Annotated in this window: 17 protein-coding genes; 13 read left to right on the top strand and 4 right to left on the bottom strand. The window is 67.3% G+C overall.

The window, feature by feature from the left end; translation table 11 throughout:
- Window positions 1-53 precede the first annotated feature (53 nt).
- On the top strand, window positions 54-500 hold the full coding sequence (locus KUV85_RS00715; RefSeq protein WP_219961309.1) for a hypothetical protein: 447 nt from the start codon (window positions 54-56) through the stop codon (window positions 498-500).
- Window positions 501-2,166: 1,666 nt separating this feature from the next.
- Complete coding sequence (locus KUV85_RS00710; RefSeq protein ID WP_219961308.1) at window positions 2,167-2,379, top strand: hypothetical protein; 213 nt, start codon at window positions 2,167-2,169, stop codon at window positions 2,377-2,379.
- On the opposite strand, the gene KUV85_RS17675 is transcribed toward KUV85_RS00710, so the two are convergent.
- Together KUV85_RS17675 and KUV85_RS00705 are read right to left on the bottom strand one after the other, a co-directional pair.
- Window positions 2,343-2,678: a DUF6907 domain-containing protein gene (locus KUV85_RS17675; protein ID WP_425299375.1), complete on the bottom strand. Its 336-nt coding sequence runs from the start codon at window positions 2,676-2,678 to the stop codon at window positions 2,343-2,345. The genes KUV85_RS00710 and KUV85_RS17675 overlap by 37 nt on opposite strands.
- A gap of 32 nt (window positions 2,679-2,710) precedes the next feature.
- Complete coding sequence (locus KUV85_RS00705) at window positions 2,711-3,961, bottom strand: tyrosine-type recombinase/integrase (protein WP_219961307.1); 1,251 nt, start codon at window positions 3,959-3,961, stop codon at window positions 2,711-2,713.
- Window positions 3,962-4,385: 424 nt separating this feature from the next.
- Here KUV85_RS00705 and KUV85_RS00700 point away from each other — a divergent pair, with 424 nt between their 5' ends.
- The 6 genes from KUV85_RS00700 to KUV85_RS00675 all read left to right on the top strand — a co-directional run bounded on the left by KUV85_RS00700 (window position 4,386) and on the right by KUV85_RS00675 (window position 9,395).
- Window positions 4,386-5,945, top strand: a complete 1,560-nt coding sequence (locus KUV85_RS00700) for a recombinase family protein (protein WP_219961306.1) — start codon at window positions 4,386-4,388, stop codon at window positions 5,943-5,945.
- Window positions 5,946-6,254: 309 nt separating this feature from the next.
- A complete protein-coding gene (locus tag KUV85_RS00695) occupies window positions 6,255-6,533 on the top strand; it encodes a hypothetical protein (protein ID WP_219961305.1) in 279 nt (92 codons plus the stop codon).
- Between the two features lie 128 nt (window positions 6,534-6,661).
- Entirely contained in the window at window positions 6,662-7,597 is a 936-nt protein-coding gene (locus KUV85_RS00690; protein ID WP_219961304.1) for a hypothetical protein, read from the top strand.
- Between the two features lie 368 nt (window positions 7,598-7,965).
- Window positions 7,966-8,493: a hypothetical protein gene (locus KUV85_RS00685; protein WP_219961303.1), complete on the top strand. Its 528-nt coding sequence runs from the start codon at window positions 7,966-7,968 to the stop codon at window positions 8,491-8,493.
- A 45-nt stretch (window positions 8,494-8,538) separates the two neighbouring features.
- A complete protein-coding gene (locus tag KUV85_RS00680; RefSeq protein ID WP_219961302.1) occupies window positions 8,539-9,246 on the top strand; it encodes a hypothetical protein in 708 nt (235 codons plus the stop codon).
- Window positions 9,243-9,395 carry a hypothetical protein gene (locus KUV85_RS00675; protein ID WP_219961301.1) on the top strand — a complete coding sequence of 51 codons (153 nt, stop codon included), beginning with the start codon at window positions 9,243-9,245 and terminating at the stop codon, window positions 9,393-9,395. The genes KUV85_RS00680 and KUV85_RS00675 overlap by 4 nt, the downstream gene beginning before the upstream one ends.
- Window positions 9,396-9,956: 561 nt before the next feature.
- Here KUV85_RS00675 and KUV85_RS00670 read toward each other — a convergent pair.
- A complete protein-coding gene (locus KUV85_RS00670; RefSeq protein WP_219961300.1) occupies window positions 9,957-10,991 on the bottom strand; it encodes a DUF3883 domain-containing protein in 1,035 nt (344 codons plus the stop codon).
- Window positions 10,992-11,196: 205 nt separating this feature from the next.
- Here KUV85_RS00670 and KUV85_RS00665 point away from each other — a divergent pair, with 205 nt between their 5' ends.
- From KUV85_RS00665 to KUV85_RS00645, 5 genes are all read left to right on the top strand, one after another.
- Window positions 11,197-11,571, top strand: a complete 375-nt coding sequence (locus KUV85_RS00665) for a hypothetical protein (protein ID WP_219961299.1) — start codon at window positions 11,197-11,199, stop codon at window positions 11,569-11,571.
- Between the two features lie 59 nt (window positions 11,572-11,630).
- Window positions 11,631-11,849, top strand: a complete 219-nt coding sequence (locus KUV85_RS00660) for a hypothetical protein (RefSeq protein ID WP_219961298.1) — start codon at window positions 11,631-11,633, stop codon at window positions 11,847-11,849.
- Window positions 11,850-11,984: 135 nt separating this feature from the next.
- Window positions 11,985-12,587 carry a hypothetical protein gene (locus KUV85_RS00655; RefSeq protein WP_219961297.1) on the top strand — a complete coding sequence of 201 codons (603 nt, stop codon included), beginning with the start codon at window positions 11,985-11,987 and terminating at the stop codon, window positions 12,585-12,587.
- A gap of 3 nt (window positions 12,588-12,590) precedes the next feature.
- The gene (locus KUV85_RS00650; protein WP_219961296.1) at window positions 12,591-14,093 is read left to right on the top strand and encodes a hypothetical protein; all 1,503 of its coding nucleotides are present in this window, start codon (window positions 12,591-12,593) and stop codon (window positions 14,091-14,093) included.
- The gene (locus KUV85_RS00645; RefSeq protein WP_219961295.1) at window positions 14,090-14,713 is read left to right on the top strand and encodes a hypothetical protein; all 624 of its coding nucleotides are present in this window, start codon (window positions 14,090-14,092) and stop codon (window positions 14,711-14,713) included. Before KUV85_RS00650 ends, KUV85_RS00645 begins: the two co-directional genes overlap by 4 nt.
- Before the next feature lie 89 nt (window positions 14,714-14,802).
- Here the strand turns inward: KUV85_RS00645 and KUV85_RS00640 are convergent, their stop codons facing one another.
- A complete protein-coding gene (locus KUV85_RS00640) occupies window positions 14,803-15,450 on the bottom strand; it encodes an HNH endonuclease (protein WP_219961294.1) in 648 nt (215 codons plus the stop codon).
- Window positions 15,451-15,461 lie beyond the last annotated feature (11 nt).

The raw sequence follows: 15,461 nt of genomic DNA, 5'->3' as shown, positions 1-15,461 counted from the left end.
TCACTCCGGAGATTGGTGGCGGCATCGTCCTAGGAGTAGGCGGCTCTCTCTGGATGATCCACAACGCGGACCTGGCTGCGCGAGCGAACCTGGTTGACTCGTATCTCCCCCTCGCTGGCGCGCTTCTCGGCATCGTCTTTGCTGCCCTGGCCCTAGTCGTTGGGCTGTTCACAACCGACTATCTGCGGCTGCTAGATGAGGACGGGAGCGGCGACGGCGTGGTGGGCTTCCTGAGCCCCTTCATGATCGCCATTGGCCTGCAGGTCACCGTCTTGATTGGCGGGGTCTCGTACGGTGCTGCAGCATCGCAAGTGCCAAGCACGGGTGAGGCGTGGTGGTTCGGCGTGGAGACGACGCTCTTCCTCGTCGCCGCACTGGACGTTGTGGCGCTCGCTAGGTCCGTCGTCATGCACGGCGTCGCAAGGTCCCGAATGAGTCATGCCCAAGTCGGCGACCTCGATAGTCGCCGCGATCAGCGACGACGCTCGGCGGGGGAATGATGCATCGGTCAGCAGCTGGGCCACGATGTAGCGCCCCACGACCTACCCAAGCGACCCAGCTGAACCGTCCCCTAGGAGCGCGTGGCCGGGTACGTGCGCAGCGCTGACCCAGCAGCGCGCCCAAGCGGCTTCATCGCCAGCCGGAGCGCGCGCCCAGCGCGTCCCGATCCCTGGCCCCCATGGGTGTGACCGGTCGGCCGTTGCGCACGCTCTCCCGGTTCGTTGCTCGGCGACCTGCCCCGCGGGGGTGGCGTTGCTCGGCGGCGAAAGCGAGCACGGCGAGCACGCCCGGGTCAGCTGCTCGACACCCTGCCCGTATGCGCTGCCCGGCCAGCCGCGCCGGTTCACTCCTGAGAGCATGCTCCTCGGCCGCGAGGGCGTGCACGGCATGCACGCTGCTGGGCACGCGGATCGGGGTGCACTGCCCGGCCAGCTGCTCCGGTGCGCTCGGGCACGCTCCTGGGCGTGCTGCTGGGCCAGCTGCTCGACCGGGTGCAGCACGGTCGGCCGGATGCTCGGCAGCCTGTCCGTGTGCGCTGCTCGATCAGCTGCTCGACGGTGGGCACGGTCGGGTGTTCCCGGGTGTGACCGGTCGCCGCTGTGCACCCTGCCCGCACGGGTGGCGTTGCTCGGCGGCGAGGGCGAGCACGTCGCCAGGGCGCGCTGCTCGGCGGCGCAAGCGAGCACGGCGAGCACGCCCGGGTAGCGGCGTCCCGCCCCGACGCCAATCAGCACGCCCAGGAGCATGCCCGGGCGGCGTGCCCAGGCGCGTGGCCGGGGAGTGAACGGCGCGGCTGGCCGGGCAGCGCATACGGGCAAGGTGTCGAGCAGCTGGCCGACCGTGCTGCACCCGGTCGAGCAGCTGACATGGGTGCACTGCTCGGTCCCTCGCACCCGGTGCTGCTGCCCGCTGCCCGGCCAGCCTCGGCGGCGAGGTCAGCCCGGCGCGGCCTAGCTGCCCGGCCCCTCGCCCGACCATCCTCGTAGGGGTGCCGACCAAGAAGCCGCGATGTTTACCCATCGGATTCGCTGCGAACGCGCGTCAATCGTCCGCTCGGCCAAGCACGTTGCCATCTGCGGCCAGAGCTGTCGGTGAATCGGAGGCGGAGCGTTGCTCGGTCCGCGTGTAACTCGTCCTGGAGCGACTCCGGGAAGTCGGTGAACGCAATCCACTCCTCGCCGGGTTGCAGACTTGCCTGTCCGGTGTCATCTCGCGTGTCGCCGTTGCGCGCTAGTACCTCGACATGGATTCCCCACGCTGGAAGATTGCTGGAGTTGCGCACATAGACCTGGCCGGAGTACCAGATCGCTATGAGCACGGCCTGACGTTTCCGCGCATCCAAGGAGGTCCGGTACAGCGCGGCTGCGGCAAGTAGGGTCGCACCCGCCGTTCCGATAGCCGCGATCCACTCTGGCAGATGATCCATTCGATCGAGGCTATGCCTTCAAGCAGGGTGGGTCGGGTGGGCGCCCGCGTGTTCCCCGCCGGGTCCCGTTGTCACCCGAGGGGAACGCACCTATGCGCGCGGGCATCACGCTCAGACGACACGTCGAGCGGATGATAGTTCCCCCGAGGAACCCGCCCGATACTCCTGGACATAGGCGCGATACCTCCGCGCATTACCCCGAGTAACAGGCAGGTCCCCCGATGGAACTATCCGACCTAATGACGCGCATCCGCGCAGCCGGAGCGGCCACCCGCGATGCTGAGCAGCGGCTCATTTGGGCCCGCAACGCCCGCAACGACCTCGTGGCGTACGCCGTCGATGTTGCGGGGATGACCACCGCCGAGGTTGCGCCCTACGCCGGAGTGTCCCAGCCGCAGGTGTGCCGGATTCTCGCTCACGTCTCAGCACGCGACGACGACAGCGACGCCTGAGGCAGTCGCTCTGCAACCTCGAGAATCGCGGAGCCGAGCCGCCGCAGTTCCTCAGGTGACGGGTCGGGCAGCTCGACCATGTTTCCGTCTCTCCTGAACGTGACCTCAGGAGCGGCTAGCGTGACCGGCCCAGCCGCCCCGGCCGCGTACTCCCACTGCGTCAGCTCGACCCGCAGCCCACCAACGTCGGCCAAGGTGGCAGTGTGCTCGCGGCCGAGCCCGTCGCCCAGGTGCGCATCCTCGTAGTAATGCCCACGCGGCCGCTTGCACCATCGCGGGCACGCGACCTCAGCCGTCACTGTTGACCAGCCCGGCACCGGCCCCCGGCGCTTCACAGTTCACCACCCGACATGACCGGCAGCGAGACGCCCCCGACAGCCGCGACGAGCGCGCCCTCTGGCACCGCCGCGTAACGCTGAGTGGTCGCCGGATTGGCATGCCCCAAGAGTTCCTGGACCGCCCGCAGATCACGGCTCGCGGTGTAGGCCTGAGTGGCGAACCGATGCCGCAGCATGTGCGGAGTCGTGCCGCGCGGAAGTACGGCGTCAATCAGGTGACCTACCGCGTCCGGCGTCAGGTGCTCGGACGGATCAACGGCCGGGAACAGCCAACCGCCCGGTTCAGGGTCACGCGGCCAACCCGTGGCCGGAAAGCCCTCACGCCGACGCCGCAGCTCGGCGCGCAGCATGTGGGCAAGCTCGGGGTGCAGCGGGACCATGCGCTCATGACCTCCCTTGCCCTTTACCCGCAGCGTCTCGGAACCGATGTCACTGGCATGTACCCCAGCGACCTCGGCACGACGCAGTCCGGCGAACAATGCCAGCGCGAGGGCGAGACGGGTGCGGTCGTCAGCGTGAGCGAACGCCAGCGCCACGGCCTCATCGGACGCCGGGCGGGGGACGCTCCGAGGCACCGTCACCGGTGACAGGTCGGTAGCAGGTGACTTCTCTACCCGCCCGTTCTGCTCAGCCCACCGGTAGAACAGCCTCAGGGATGTGCGACCGCCACGCTTGGTCTCCGGTGCCCAGTCGTCACGCGCCATGAACAGCGCTAGATCATCGGGAGTGACCGCCCACGGGTCAGCGTACGTCTCCGCCAAACGGCGCAGCCAGAACCGCCGAATGCGCAGCGTGCCCGACGAGCACGCCCCAGCCCGCAACCACGTGCACCACGCCTCGACAGGTTCAGCCCACGCACCCGGAACCGGCAGCAGTGCAGGCCCAGACGGCCGAGGCGGAACCGACGACACCCCCGCCATAGGTGAGCGCTGACACAACCCGGCAACCATGCCCCAGGTGTAGAAGTTCCGCAGCGAGCCCGTCACCTTCCGCCGCGTCTTCACCGCCCAGTTGTGACCGTCAAGCCACGCCGTCAACGCCGCCGGAGTCACCGCCCACGGCTCGGCCGCCGAAGTCTCCGCCATGTCACGCGCAAGCCAGCTCACATGCAGCACATACCCGGCCGCCGTGCTCTCCCGCCTACCCGTCGCGGCAAGATGCTCAGCCCACGCGGCGACCTCATCCGCCCACGACACCGGCAACCGCCCCGGCGCGAGCAGCTCAGCAACAGTCGGCAGACTCATCGGCCACCCCCGAACGAGGCCAATCCGGCCTGAGAGGACGACCGCGCCGGAGCGCGATCAGGGTGCCCGGCGTCTAGGCGACGCTCCATTTCAGCGCTCACGCTGGCAAGGCCGACCTCAGCGCAGCCGAGCGCGTCGTCGTCATCGTCCGCCTGAACGAGAGCGACGTACTGAGCATGCAGTTCGGCATAGACGCTCATTAGGTTGCCGTTGCTGAGGTCCGCCGATTCCCTCGACCAGATCGCGGCTCTATCCTCGTCTGAACTTCTGCTAGTTGTCATGGCGAGGAAACTAGTAGCGGATCTATTCAGGCTGGTTGATCCAGACCTCCTCGGGGAGTTGGTGTGTCTGACGACCTTCGTCTGAGCAGCGCTCCCGGCCCTGGCCCATTCCGGCCGTACCCGCTCAACCGAGGAGGATCCCAATGCCTGCTGCAGCCGCGACCGTCAACCTGGTCGATCTCTACCTCCGCCTGTCGATCTCAGCCGACGGAGCGGACTCGCTCGACCGACAGGAAACCGACCTCCGCAAGTGGGCGGCTAATGAGGGCTTGGAGGTCCGCAAGGTTTGGCGGGACGACGGACGATCTGGCTACCGACGCGGGGTCAAGCGTGAAGGCTTCGATGCGGCGCTGAAGGCGATCGTCGACGGCGAGGCGAAGACGCTCGCGGTCTGGAAACTGGATCGGCTGTCCCGACAAGGAGCCGGACAGGTTGGGGTGTTCCTCGACGACGTCGAGCGGGCCGGAGGTCGACTCGTCTTCCTGAAGGACGGCCTCGACACCCGGACCGGCAACGCGGCGCGCATGCCGATCATGGTGCTGAGCGAGATCGCACGGTCGGAGTCTGTGAATACGTCTCTACGCGTGAAGAGCCGAAAGGACCGCAATCGGGCTGACGGCCGCTATCTCGGCGGGCCTCCGCCCTACGGCTACGAGGTCGACGAGGAGCGACACTTCCGGCCGAAGGAGCCGGAGTATTCCGTGATGCGTGATGTCGTCTCACGCATCGTTGGTGGGGAGACCCTTCTCGCGATCGTTCGCGACCTAAACGAGCGCAGAGTCCCGACACGGCGCGGCGGGGCATGGCGTGTGAACACGCTCTCGTGGGCGCTGCGGTCGCCGACCCTGGTCGGGCTGACACCGGAGAAGCAACGCGGCGAGGACGGCACGTGGAAGTCGCAGACTCGGGCCTGGCGCAACCAGAACGGCGACACGGTCTCACTCATGGCTCCCGGCTGCGAGGCGATCGCGACCGAGGGCGAACAAGCGCGGATGCTCACAATCATGGATGAACGTCTCCGGCGCTACGGACGTGGGAAAGTGCCGGTCCGTCAGCCCCGAAGCCTCCTTGGTGGGCTCGTGCGTTGCGCGTCCTGTGGCCGCACGATGAACACCTTCGGCGGGTCATACCGGTGCCGTCGCTGGATGGCCGGCGGGCAGGAGGGCGACTGCCCGCGCCCGGTGAGCGTGAAGGAGGAAGTCCTAGAGGAGGCGGTCGTACGCGCCTGGGTGGCGCGGCTTGCGGCCCTCGACGACGACCCGGACTCGACACTCCTGCACGCGGTCGCCGACCGCTGGCTGAAGCGGTACGACCCAGCACCGCTCCAGGAGCGCGCCTCTCTCGCGGGCCGCGTCGAGGAGGCGGAGGCACGACTCTCGCGCGCCGATGATGACCACTACGTGAAGGGCACCCTCGACGAGGGGCGACACTCACGAATCACGGCCGCGCTGGCTGACACGCTGGCGGATCTCCGGGGGCGTCTCTCGGCGCTGCCTGCTCCGGAGGCGGACCTCGGCGGTCTGCTCGACCCCGAACTCTCCCGCCCCGCCTTCGACGAGTCGAGCGTGCACGAGAAGCGGGAACTCCTGCGCCTCGCTCTGGTCCGGGTGACCGTCACGCCCGCCCCGAAGCGCGGCGCTCGCTTCGACCCGGTCACGCGCCTGTCGTTCGGCTGGATCGGCGACGAGGGCGACGACGGCTGACGCGGTCCGTGTTGCCGCTGCGGAGGCCCCGGAAGTCGACCGACTTCCGGGGCCTTCCCGCGTTTTGCGTGAGCAGTTGGCACACCTGAGGCCCATTCCTACCTCGGCACGGGGAAGAGCCCGCGCCGACGACTCGCGCTCAGCGGAGTCGCGGCTGGCGGTCGCCCGCGCCACGGCGTGGAGTCTTACGCCCTTGCAGGGTCGGGAGGCTCCCCGCCTTTCGTTTGCCTCTAGATCGCTACGCCCAGAAAGGAGGTCTCGCTCATGCCGGAGTCATGGACTCAGCCGTGCGCGGAGTGCGGAGACCTGATGCACTTGACCACACGACGCGGGCGACCCCGCCTGACCTGCTCGGGCCGGTGCCGCGCTCGCCGCAACCGCCGCCGCGCGCGCTCCGAGCGCGACGTCCTGCGCGAGTTCGAGCGGCTGCTCAGCACCGAAGGCACCGAGGAGCAGTGGCGCACCTACGCCGACCTGCTCCGCTCTGTGCCCGGCTTCCGAGAGACCCACGACCTCGCGCTGCGCCGCGCACTCGCGGGCGAGCGCCGGGAGGAGACGTCCCCGACTGGCTCGAACCAGTCCCAATGACGCAGGTGACCCCTCCCTCTATTACCCCTCAAGTCGTCGTCTCTCGAAGAAGTAATAGAGACACCCACCACTAGCACCACTGGGACACCTTCCGACCAGTCCGCTGGACCGCCCCGAGAGGACCGACCATGCTCAGCCCCGACACGCTCGACGCCCTCGCGGCGCTCGACCTGCCGCGCGGCGGTCCCAGGCCCCGCGCGCTGCGACTCGACTCCGACGGCGTCACCCTGACCGCGACGCTCCCGGCACCCGCCACGCTCGCCGCGACCCCGGAGCTCTTCCCGGACGGCGAGAGCGCGGGGATCTGCCGCGTCGGCCGCTCCGGAGGGCTCACGACCACGAGCGGCGAGCCGCTGTCCTGGTCGCTGCACGACCTCGCCGCGCGACTCGTGGCACGGCTCGCGGACCTTCCGGACCGTGACGACGCCGGAGCGGTGTACCGCGACCTGCGGCTCGTCGCCCGCGAGTCCCCCCGACTCGCGACCGCCTACGCGGTCGACACCGCCCGCGCCTGGTGGCGGACACTCCCCGCCCGCTCGCAGCGACGCGAGCGGCGCTACCCGAAGGGCGAGACCGCTCGGAAGACCGAGCGCCGGGAGCGCTACAGGCACCAGGAGGAGGCATCGTCTCGCTACTACCTCGACGGGTGGCGCACCGGCTGGGACGGCGACGAGGAAGCACCCGCTCCAGGCTCGCGAGCCTTCGCCGCGACGCTCCTGGCTGACGCGGTCGCGATGTTGTCCGAACTCGCCGACGCCGAGGAGACCGTCGACGACGACGGCGAGATCCCCGCGCGAGCCCCTGGGCCCCGCCGTTTCTACGGCGTGGGCGACGAAGTGCTCGGCGCACGACGCAAGACCGAGGACGGCCGCGCCTACTGGACCGTCCCAGAGATGGAGGACGACGTGACGCTCTACACCGACGAAGAGATCCGCGAGGCCCAGGAGGTCCGCGAGATCGTCACCCGCCTGCGCGAGCAGCGCGACCGACTCGGACTCTCCCCCCGAGCGACCGGCACCGACGGCGACGTCGTCGACCTGGCCCAGCACCGCCGCCACACCTGAGCGGCCGACCGGCTCCGCGCCGGTCCCCTTCTCCTCCCCGGAGCCGTCTAGGACCGACTGACACAAGAGTCAGCGGTCCGAGTGCGGCCTCAGTGGTTGCCGCGCGCCCGGGTCAGCGGCTCCGGGGAGGTCTCCCCCTCACGCGGTCGAGCGCTCCCGCTCCCGCGCCTCTACTCCGTCCTGGCGGTCGCGGCGTGCCTTCGCCGCTGCTCACGGCACTCCTTCCGCGTGCCGCGACCCCAGGACGGGTCACCTCTTCCGCTCCCGTCGACCAGGTCGGCGAGCGGTCACGTCGCGCGACAAGGGCGCGACCTATGGATACGCGAGGAGGTCTCGCGGTCCTGACACCCTGAAGGAGTTGGGCTCTCATGAGCACGACCAACACCCGCCCCCAGCCCACCGGCTCACGCCCGCGCGCCGGTGGCGGCGACCGGCCACCTGGCCGCCCCGCCCGAAGGTCTCGACCCCGTCGAGGCCCTCACGCGAGCAGCGCGCAGCGGGCGCGCTCGACCACGCGCCGCACGACCCCGGTCCGCGCCGACGAGATCACCCCGCGCACGTCGTCCGACCACCTGGACGCCTACGCCCGCCTGTTCCGCTCCGCACTGGAGCAGGCACTCGACCGGCTCCCTGCCGATGGTGGCGGGCTGATGCTTGCCCGCTCACGCGCAGCGCTGCGGACCTACGACCTGACACGCGGGCTCCTGCTGGAGGAGTCGGAGCGGGTCCGCCTCGACGTCACGCGGACCGTCGCCGACGAGCGGGGCATCGAGCGCCTGCGCGGCGCTCCCCTGTCGAGCGAGATCACACCCGACGACCCCCAGGCCCGTCGCGTCTTCCGGCGCGGCGTCCCAGTCGAGGGTGCGCGAGTTCGTCTCGGCGGGCGCAAGCGCTGACGGCGCAACGACACACGGTCACCAACACCTAGAGGAGACACACACATGCTGGAGATGAAGGTCCGCAACCACGGCGGAACGATCGAGAACCTGCCCGACCGCGCGATCCTGCGGCACAAGCGGATGCCCGCTGCGGTACGTCGGGCACTGGAGGCCCTGAAGGCGGCATCGGCCGAGGTCGGCGCGGCGGCAGCGGTACACGCTCGCGCGGAGGCTTCCGCGATGGAGTCCACACTCCGGGTGCCGGGCGAGCGGCAGCGCTGGCTCGTCGAGGTCGGCCAGAAGGTCCGCGCCGAAGCGACGGCGCTGAACACGGCTCACCGGGCTCGCACGGTCGCCGCTCAGGGTCTCGTCGGCGCGCTCGTTGCGCACGAGACGCGAGTCGACGAGATCGCCGCCCGCCTGGCACTGGAGGCCCACGCCCGCCGCGTGGACGCCGCCGTCGCCTCGGTCGAGGCCGAGGCGGCGTATTACCCGGCCCAGGACGGCCTCGTCCTGCCCGACCACCCACTGAGGCCCGATCACCTGGTCACGACCCCGCTGGGCGACCCGCTGGAGCGACTCGACTGGGTCAACACGTACGCGCTCGCCGAGATCGCCGGAGACCGCTGCGGCCTGGTCGAGGTCGAGGCCGCTGAGGGCGGCGTCCGGCTCCTCACGACGACCGCGCGTGCAGCGATGCTCGTCGAAGGCTCCGGCACCGTCCACGGCACCCGCTGGCAGCACGTCGAGAACGAGGAGGGCACCCGATGAGGTCACGCGAGGAGATCGAGCGCATGGTCCACGAGGAGCAGGCGAACAGCACCGACCCGGCCGAGGCTGCCGAGGCGCGTCGACGCCTGGCCCAGGGCGAGGACGACGACGCCCTCTTCCGCGCCGCGCGCGAGCGACGGGGCCACTGATGGGACTCCTGCGCCCACGTCCGGGACTCGAACCCGTCCATCCCGCGGCATTCGAGCCTGCGGCCCGGGAGGCACCCACCCCCGGCGAACGAGCCGCCCGGCGTGCTCGGGCCGCGCACGATCGAGCGGCACGCGCCCGGGCACAGGGCCGCGTGCCCCTGGCGGAGCGCATGAACTCGACTCCGCCCGACGAAGAGGAGGTGTAAACGATGGTCGGTCCCTGGGACCACGTCGAAGACACACACGACGCCCGATCGGCTCGACGGCTCGGACACGACGAGCGAGACGCCGACTGGGTGCTCGGCCCACTGAAGCGCGGCGACATCCGATCCGCCCACTCAGACCGTCCCCATTCGCGAGCTTCACTGCTCAACCGCGGTCAAGATGAACCGCGTAACGCAGGTCGGTCCGAGGAGGACTGACGCGGCAGACACTCGCAACGCCGACGGATTCAGGTCGAGGAGTCCTCGAATGGGGGCCGGGTCTGACCATCCGGCCCCCGTTGAGGTGCTTCACGACCGAACTGGACGCCCTGCTCGATGATACGAGGCAGGCCGGAGACTAGGCGGGATCTGTGCCCGGCACGGGTGGCAGGTTGTATGCGAACTTCCGGGCCGCGAGATCATCGTCGAGCGGCGACCAATCGGACCAGACTCTCATCTGTCCGCCACTGGTCGTGACAGTTCCATCGGGGTTTCTCTCCCACTGAATCTGGTCCACCACGATGAGGTCCGTTGGCGTGAATGTCTGGCCGTGCACGACTTCGTTGATGGTCAGCTCAACAGTGTCGATACGCATCGAACTACCCTTAACTTCACAGTGCCGTTCGATCCCGTGAAGCTGCAGCCAGATATCGTAGGGTTTACCCAGCTCTTTGATGCGAGTCGCCCCCAACGCTGTGTAGTGGTCGATCGCAGCGTTGACGGCGTGAGTCTCGATTGCCTTCCTCAGCACGGGGTCTTGGGCTCGCGTCACACGACCCTTCGGCGCGCGACCACCCGGACGTTGGGTGTCCTCCACAAGCTCATCGTCGACCTGAGACCTGTCTGAGGGCCGTGCGACCTTGAGCCCCGGCAATAGGTTGAGGACTTCTTTCGGAAACTTCGTCAAATACCCCTGCTGAGCTCGGAGCTGATTCCCTCCGTACTCATACCAAGGAAAGTAGACCGACCCGTCTACTTTCTCCTGCAATTCAGCCTTGAGCTGCATTAGATCCGCGCGCGCGCCTTGAATCATCGACTTGTTGACAGAGCTTCCGAGATCGTTGACACCCCCTAGGCGGACCTTCCATCCCTTTCCGCTATGGACGGTCTGATTGGCGCGCCCTGACGCTCCACGGGGTTCCCAGTGGAACCTTCTCAGAGTTTCGGCTGGTCCCTGCGCGATGGACCAACCAACGATGCTTCCCGCTCTCGCCCCCACGGTCGAGAAGTGGAAAATGACGTCGCCAGGCTTTACGAGGGAGGGCAGTTCGTACGACCAGTGACCACCGACGAGCTGCGGCGCGAGCAGCTGATTACCCGGGTCGTCACCCGTGAAGATCTCCATCCAGTAGCGCTGCTCAGGATCGTTCTCCCACCACACGTTAAGTGCCATAGGACCATTCTCACGCGTAGTTGGTGAACCCTCCAGCACCGCGGTGACTTCCCGGTCATTGGATCACCCCCTGGGGGAACCCTCCCCCTCCCCCCTTCTTCCTCTCTTCCGGGAGGCATGGCTCGGCAGGCAGGGCACGTATCGCCTCTTGCGTACGCCAACGGCATGTACAGCGCTCACCGAACAACAATGAAAGGAGGCCCCCGTGGCCGACGAAGAGAACAGATACGAGGGGCTCCCAGAGTCTTGGAGCGACTCCGCTCGCGAGACCTACGTCCAAGTCGAGGAGGCGGTGAGCGACGACGCGGCGACACGGGCCGCGCTATACGAGGCGTGCGCTCTACTGGCGCGGGCCGACGCGTTGGCGGAGGCAATCGGCGAGGAGGGCTTCGTCGTCAACGGCTCGCGATCTCGCGTTGTCAATCCGCTGATCCCGGAGGAACGGCACGCACGGACAGCGGCGATGGGGCTCCTAAAGAGCCTCGGACGCGCGCCAGGTCAGTCGGGCGCGTCGGCGGCTGGCGCGGCTCTGGTATCGAAGCGCTGGCAGGGCCGGACTCCTGGGCGGCGGTCCTCGTGAGGCGGCGTCGGGAGCCTGCTGTGGCGTCTCGCGCGACCGCTGATCCCTTCCCTAGCGTGGTGGTTTCGGAGGAGATCCTAGAGCGCGCTCGTCGCGAGGAGGCGGTCGAGCCGTTCGCTGGGGTCGACCTCCTGGAGGACTACCTACGCGACATTCACGGTCTGGAGCCTGACCAACGAGAGGACGGCGTGCTCTTCCGCGCGTACTACGACGCGACGGGGGGCCGGGCCCTGTCGTTCCTGGCGGACGGTCTTCTGGCGGAGCGTTCGCCGTTCTGAGCGCGGTCTCAGCCCTTGAGAGGAGCGTCCTCTCGTGGGCTGGAGCGCATCCACGGTCTTGCCTTCGCTTGACGGTCGCTTCCGGTAGCGTCCCGCCAAACGAGTGTCTCGGGATCCGTTAGCGGGGGTTATGGCATGGCCGGAGAAGACAACCAGGACACCGGCCGGGATGGTCTTCACGAGGCCAAACGCTGGCTAGATCGAACGACCCGAGTTCACGAGAGTTGGACTCATCGGGACAAGCCGCTTTCGGAGCTGCTGGAGTTCAAATGGCCGCACGCAAAAGAGACGTTCTCGTTTGACCTTGGCGGGAAGTTCCGTGGGACGGGCCTTCAAGACCAGACGTTCCTCACCGAGGTCAAGAAGTACAAGAACGAGAGTAACCTCCCGACTCACTTTCGCGACTTCCTTGCGAAGTGTTACGTCGCGATTCTCGCGCACCCAGCGCGGTGCGATCACTTCCTCTGGTTCGCCTGGTCGCCTTTCCAAGCGAAGTCGTGGGACACCCATACGTCGACAGAGAGTGTCAAGAAGGCGCTCCTGCATCAGGGAAACAGGCACCGGATCTTCGGCACCGATGACGAGGCAGAGGCTGCAGCTCAGATCGACGCCGAGGCCCTCGTCAAGGTTTCAGAGAGAGTTTGGCTCCTGACCTTCACGGACAAGCAGCAAGATCTCGTTCTCACCCGCGAGCACTACATCGAGGTTGTGAAGATGATTACGGCAGAGGCGGTGTAAGTGGTGCGAACTGAGTTCGCCACAGCAATGGCCGAAGCCCGTCAGCAGGACACCTCCGACGCGCGAATCGAGCGCATCAAGAGGGCGGTGACGGCCGAGTTCCGCGCTGCCGATCCAGCAGTCTCCGTCAAGTTCACCGACTACTTCAATCATGTCGTCGTACCGGACATGGTTCTTCGCTGGCCGGAAGAATCACGGGAACGACTCTTGTTCCTCCGTCCTTCAGCGGCTGAGGCGTGGTTAGAAGATGACATTGCCTCCCTGTCCTCTCACCGTCCGGTGATCTTCACACTGGAGGATCTGACAGCGGAGGAGGAACTGAACCGCGAGGAGCGGCCACCCGCTTCGAGCGAGCGCCTTCAGGCTTCTGCGGCATCCGCGGACACCTGGATCGCAGATCCCTCAGCGATCGGTGGTGTAGCCACAGCCCGCAAGGACTCTGCGGTTATAGGTCTCCTGGGGCAGGCTCTCGTACGCGGCGGCAAGGGCGTCTCGACCGGGCAAGCGGTGGAGCGACTGACAACGGCGACCGAGACGGCGTTCGAGAACGCCGAGGCGCTGAATGCTGGGTCGATGACCGAGAGCGTCGCTTCCCTCGAAGGAAGCCTCGACTCGCAACAGGCGGGCCGATTCACACGAATCTTGCGCGCCGTATGGGAGGGGAACGGCGGGGCCGGTTCGGCGTTCCCGACTACATCGTCGACCGGCCCGCTGACCGATGACGATCTCTTCTACCTAATGACGACGCTGGAGGACGCTTCGGCCGACTTCTGGCGACGGGTCGGAAAGAACGTCACTACAGCTCAATTGGGGCGGCTGCGCATTGAGGACCCGTCCGCAAGCCTTCAGACTTTCGTAACTGCAAACCTAGAGTTCCTCACCTCAAAGGGAATCCGCGCGACTGGGCAACAGGTCCGTCTGTCGGAATCCGAGGAGTTCCCGCGCTGGGTTGTCGACAGAGGATGCCTCGCGATTCGCGGCGCAGAGTGGATCGCTCACTTTGCGGCAAGACGCGCAGAGGAGTTGCCACCGCCCGAGGTCCGACAAGGATTCTCCCTTGACACGCTTAAGAAGCGCGCCGCAACATCCAATACGGCCGTGACCCGCGTCGACTTCGGGAAGGGCGATCGAGGCGTTTCGTACGAGAGTAAGGAGCGACTGAACGTCTTACGCGACAAGGATCTGACGCAGTTGGCCCAGGACGTTCCCGGGCTGTCGGTTGAGCGTGCTGCCCTGGCCATTCCGGGCGGAGGAATCGCCACGCTCGACATTCCCGCTCGGACGGCCCTGGGCCCGACTAGTTCCGTCCTGCCGATTGGGAATCTGGCCCGCGCCGCGCTGCCTTTCCTGGTTGATCTCACTGACGACGAAGCCGAAGCGGTGGGAAACCTGCTCATCGCTGACGGAGCGCAGGGTGACTTGTTCGAAGACATACACGAGGCAGATACCTCTGATAGTTCTGCCGCGGTCGAGGAAGCGGGCCAGCACACGGGAGACGAGGAATGATTCTTGCCGCCGGGGCAAACGCAACCTCGTTTGCGGCTGATTGGGGGCCGCTCCTGGTCACCGCCGTTCTGGCCGTCCTAACGGGCTGGTACGCGATCCTGACGAAGCGGCTAGCCGACTCCTCGGAGCGCTCAGCGGGGAGTGCGAAGAAGGCGGCAGAGGCAAGTCAGGCCGCTGCGCAGGTGGCGAAGTCGTCTATGTACGTCGGCTTCCGCCTCACTCCGTTCTTCTCTCGCGGGGAGCCGGTGGACTCGCTCGAGGCGAGGACCGTAATCGCTGGGACCGAACTCGAGTCCGACGGGGCCACCGTCTTCGTTCACGGGCTGCGAATCGATCGTCTGCACGTGCCGATCGGCCCTCATGCCGGTAAATGGATCGACGTTGGCGAAGACCTAACGGCGACGATCGCCATGTTCGCCAAGGGCCAGAACGATCTGCCCGTGCGACTGCATCGAGGCGAGAAGGTGTTCTGCCACCGCTCGAAGCCGATCGCTAGCGATCCGGAGAGGCTCGTCGAGATGGAGGCAACTGTTACGTACTCCCTCGACGGCGACGCTCAATACGCAACGCCTCGACGCGTCCATTGGAGAGGCAACCCGGGCGTCGACTACGACAACTAGTCGTATGCGCCCAGCAGATAGCTGGGAACTCAGCGGCATGGGGTCAGTCAGTGTTACTCGGCATCGATCGCTGACTTGTACCGTCACCCCTAGGCCCTGACCGGTGGGAAGCGGTGCCCAAAGATTTCGCGATTGTGGTAGTCGATCGAGCCCTGCGAGATCTGGTGTCCAGGAACCTGCCGCAGCGCTGCAAAGTCGAGTCTGATCGCGCCGTAGTCGCAGAGAGCGTGGTGATTAGGGCAGAGAACGATGATGTTCTCCGCCGTGTCTGGGCCGTTGTGGGCTCCCCCGAGAGGAATGATGTGGTGACCCTCAGAGTAGGTGCGCCCGTCACCGAGCCTGAGGGCCTCGCCGCAGATCTGGCACCTGTCTCGGTGAAGCAACTTGACCTGCCGCGCCAGACGGGTGTCTCGCAAGATCCGGTACGTGAGCTGGGCGGCGCGCTGGGGTTGCACGGCTCCACCGTCGAGGTCGGCGGCGGCCGGAGTCTCCTCGACCTGATCTCGAAGCCCCCAGACTCCGGCGCCCAGGCCCTGAACGGAGAAGAAGAGATCAGTCCCGTGCTTGAACCCCTGCGAGTCAGACGAGTGATCCTGGATCATCCGCCGAACTGTCGCCTCGGTGACGTTGGTCCGCTGCACCCCGCGCCGCTGTGCGGCCTCGTCGTAAATCTGCGCGAGAGTAGCGCTGCCGCCAAGAGTGCGCAGCGCGTCCGAGATGTCTTCTAGCCAGGTCACAGTAGACAGAG

Source organism: Nocardioides panacisoli, assembly GCF_019448235.1.
Classification (GTDB): domain Bacteria; phylum Actinomycetota; class Actinomycetes; order Propionibacteriales; family Nocardioidaceae; genus Nocardioides; species Nocardioides panacisoli_A.
The sequence above is the reverse complement of the archived record's forward strand: the minus strand, read 5'-3'. Positions and strand labels throughout refer to the sequence as shown.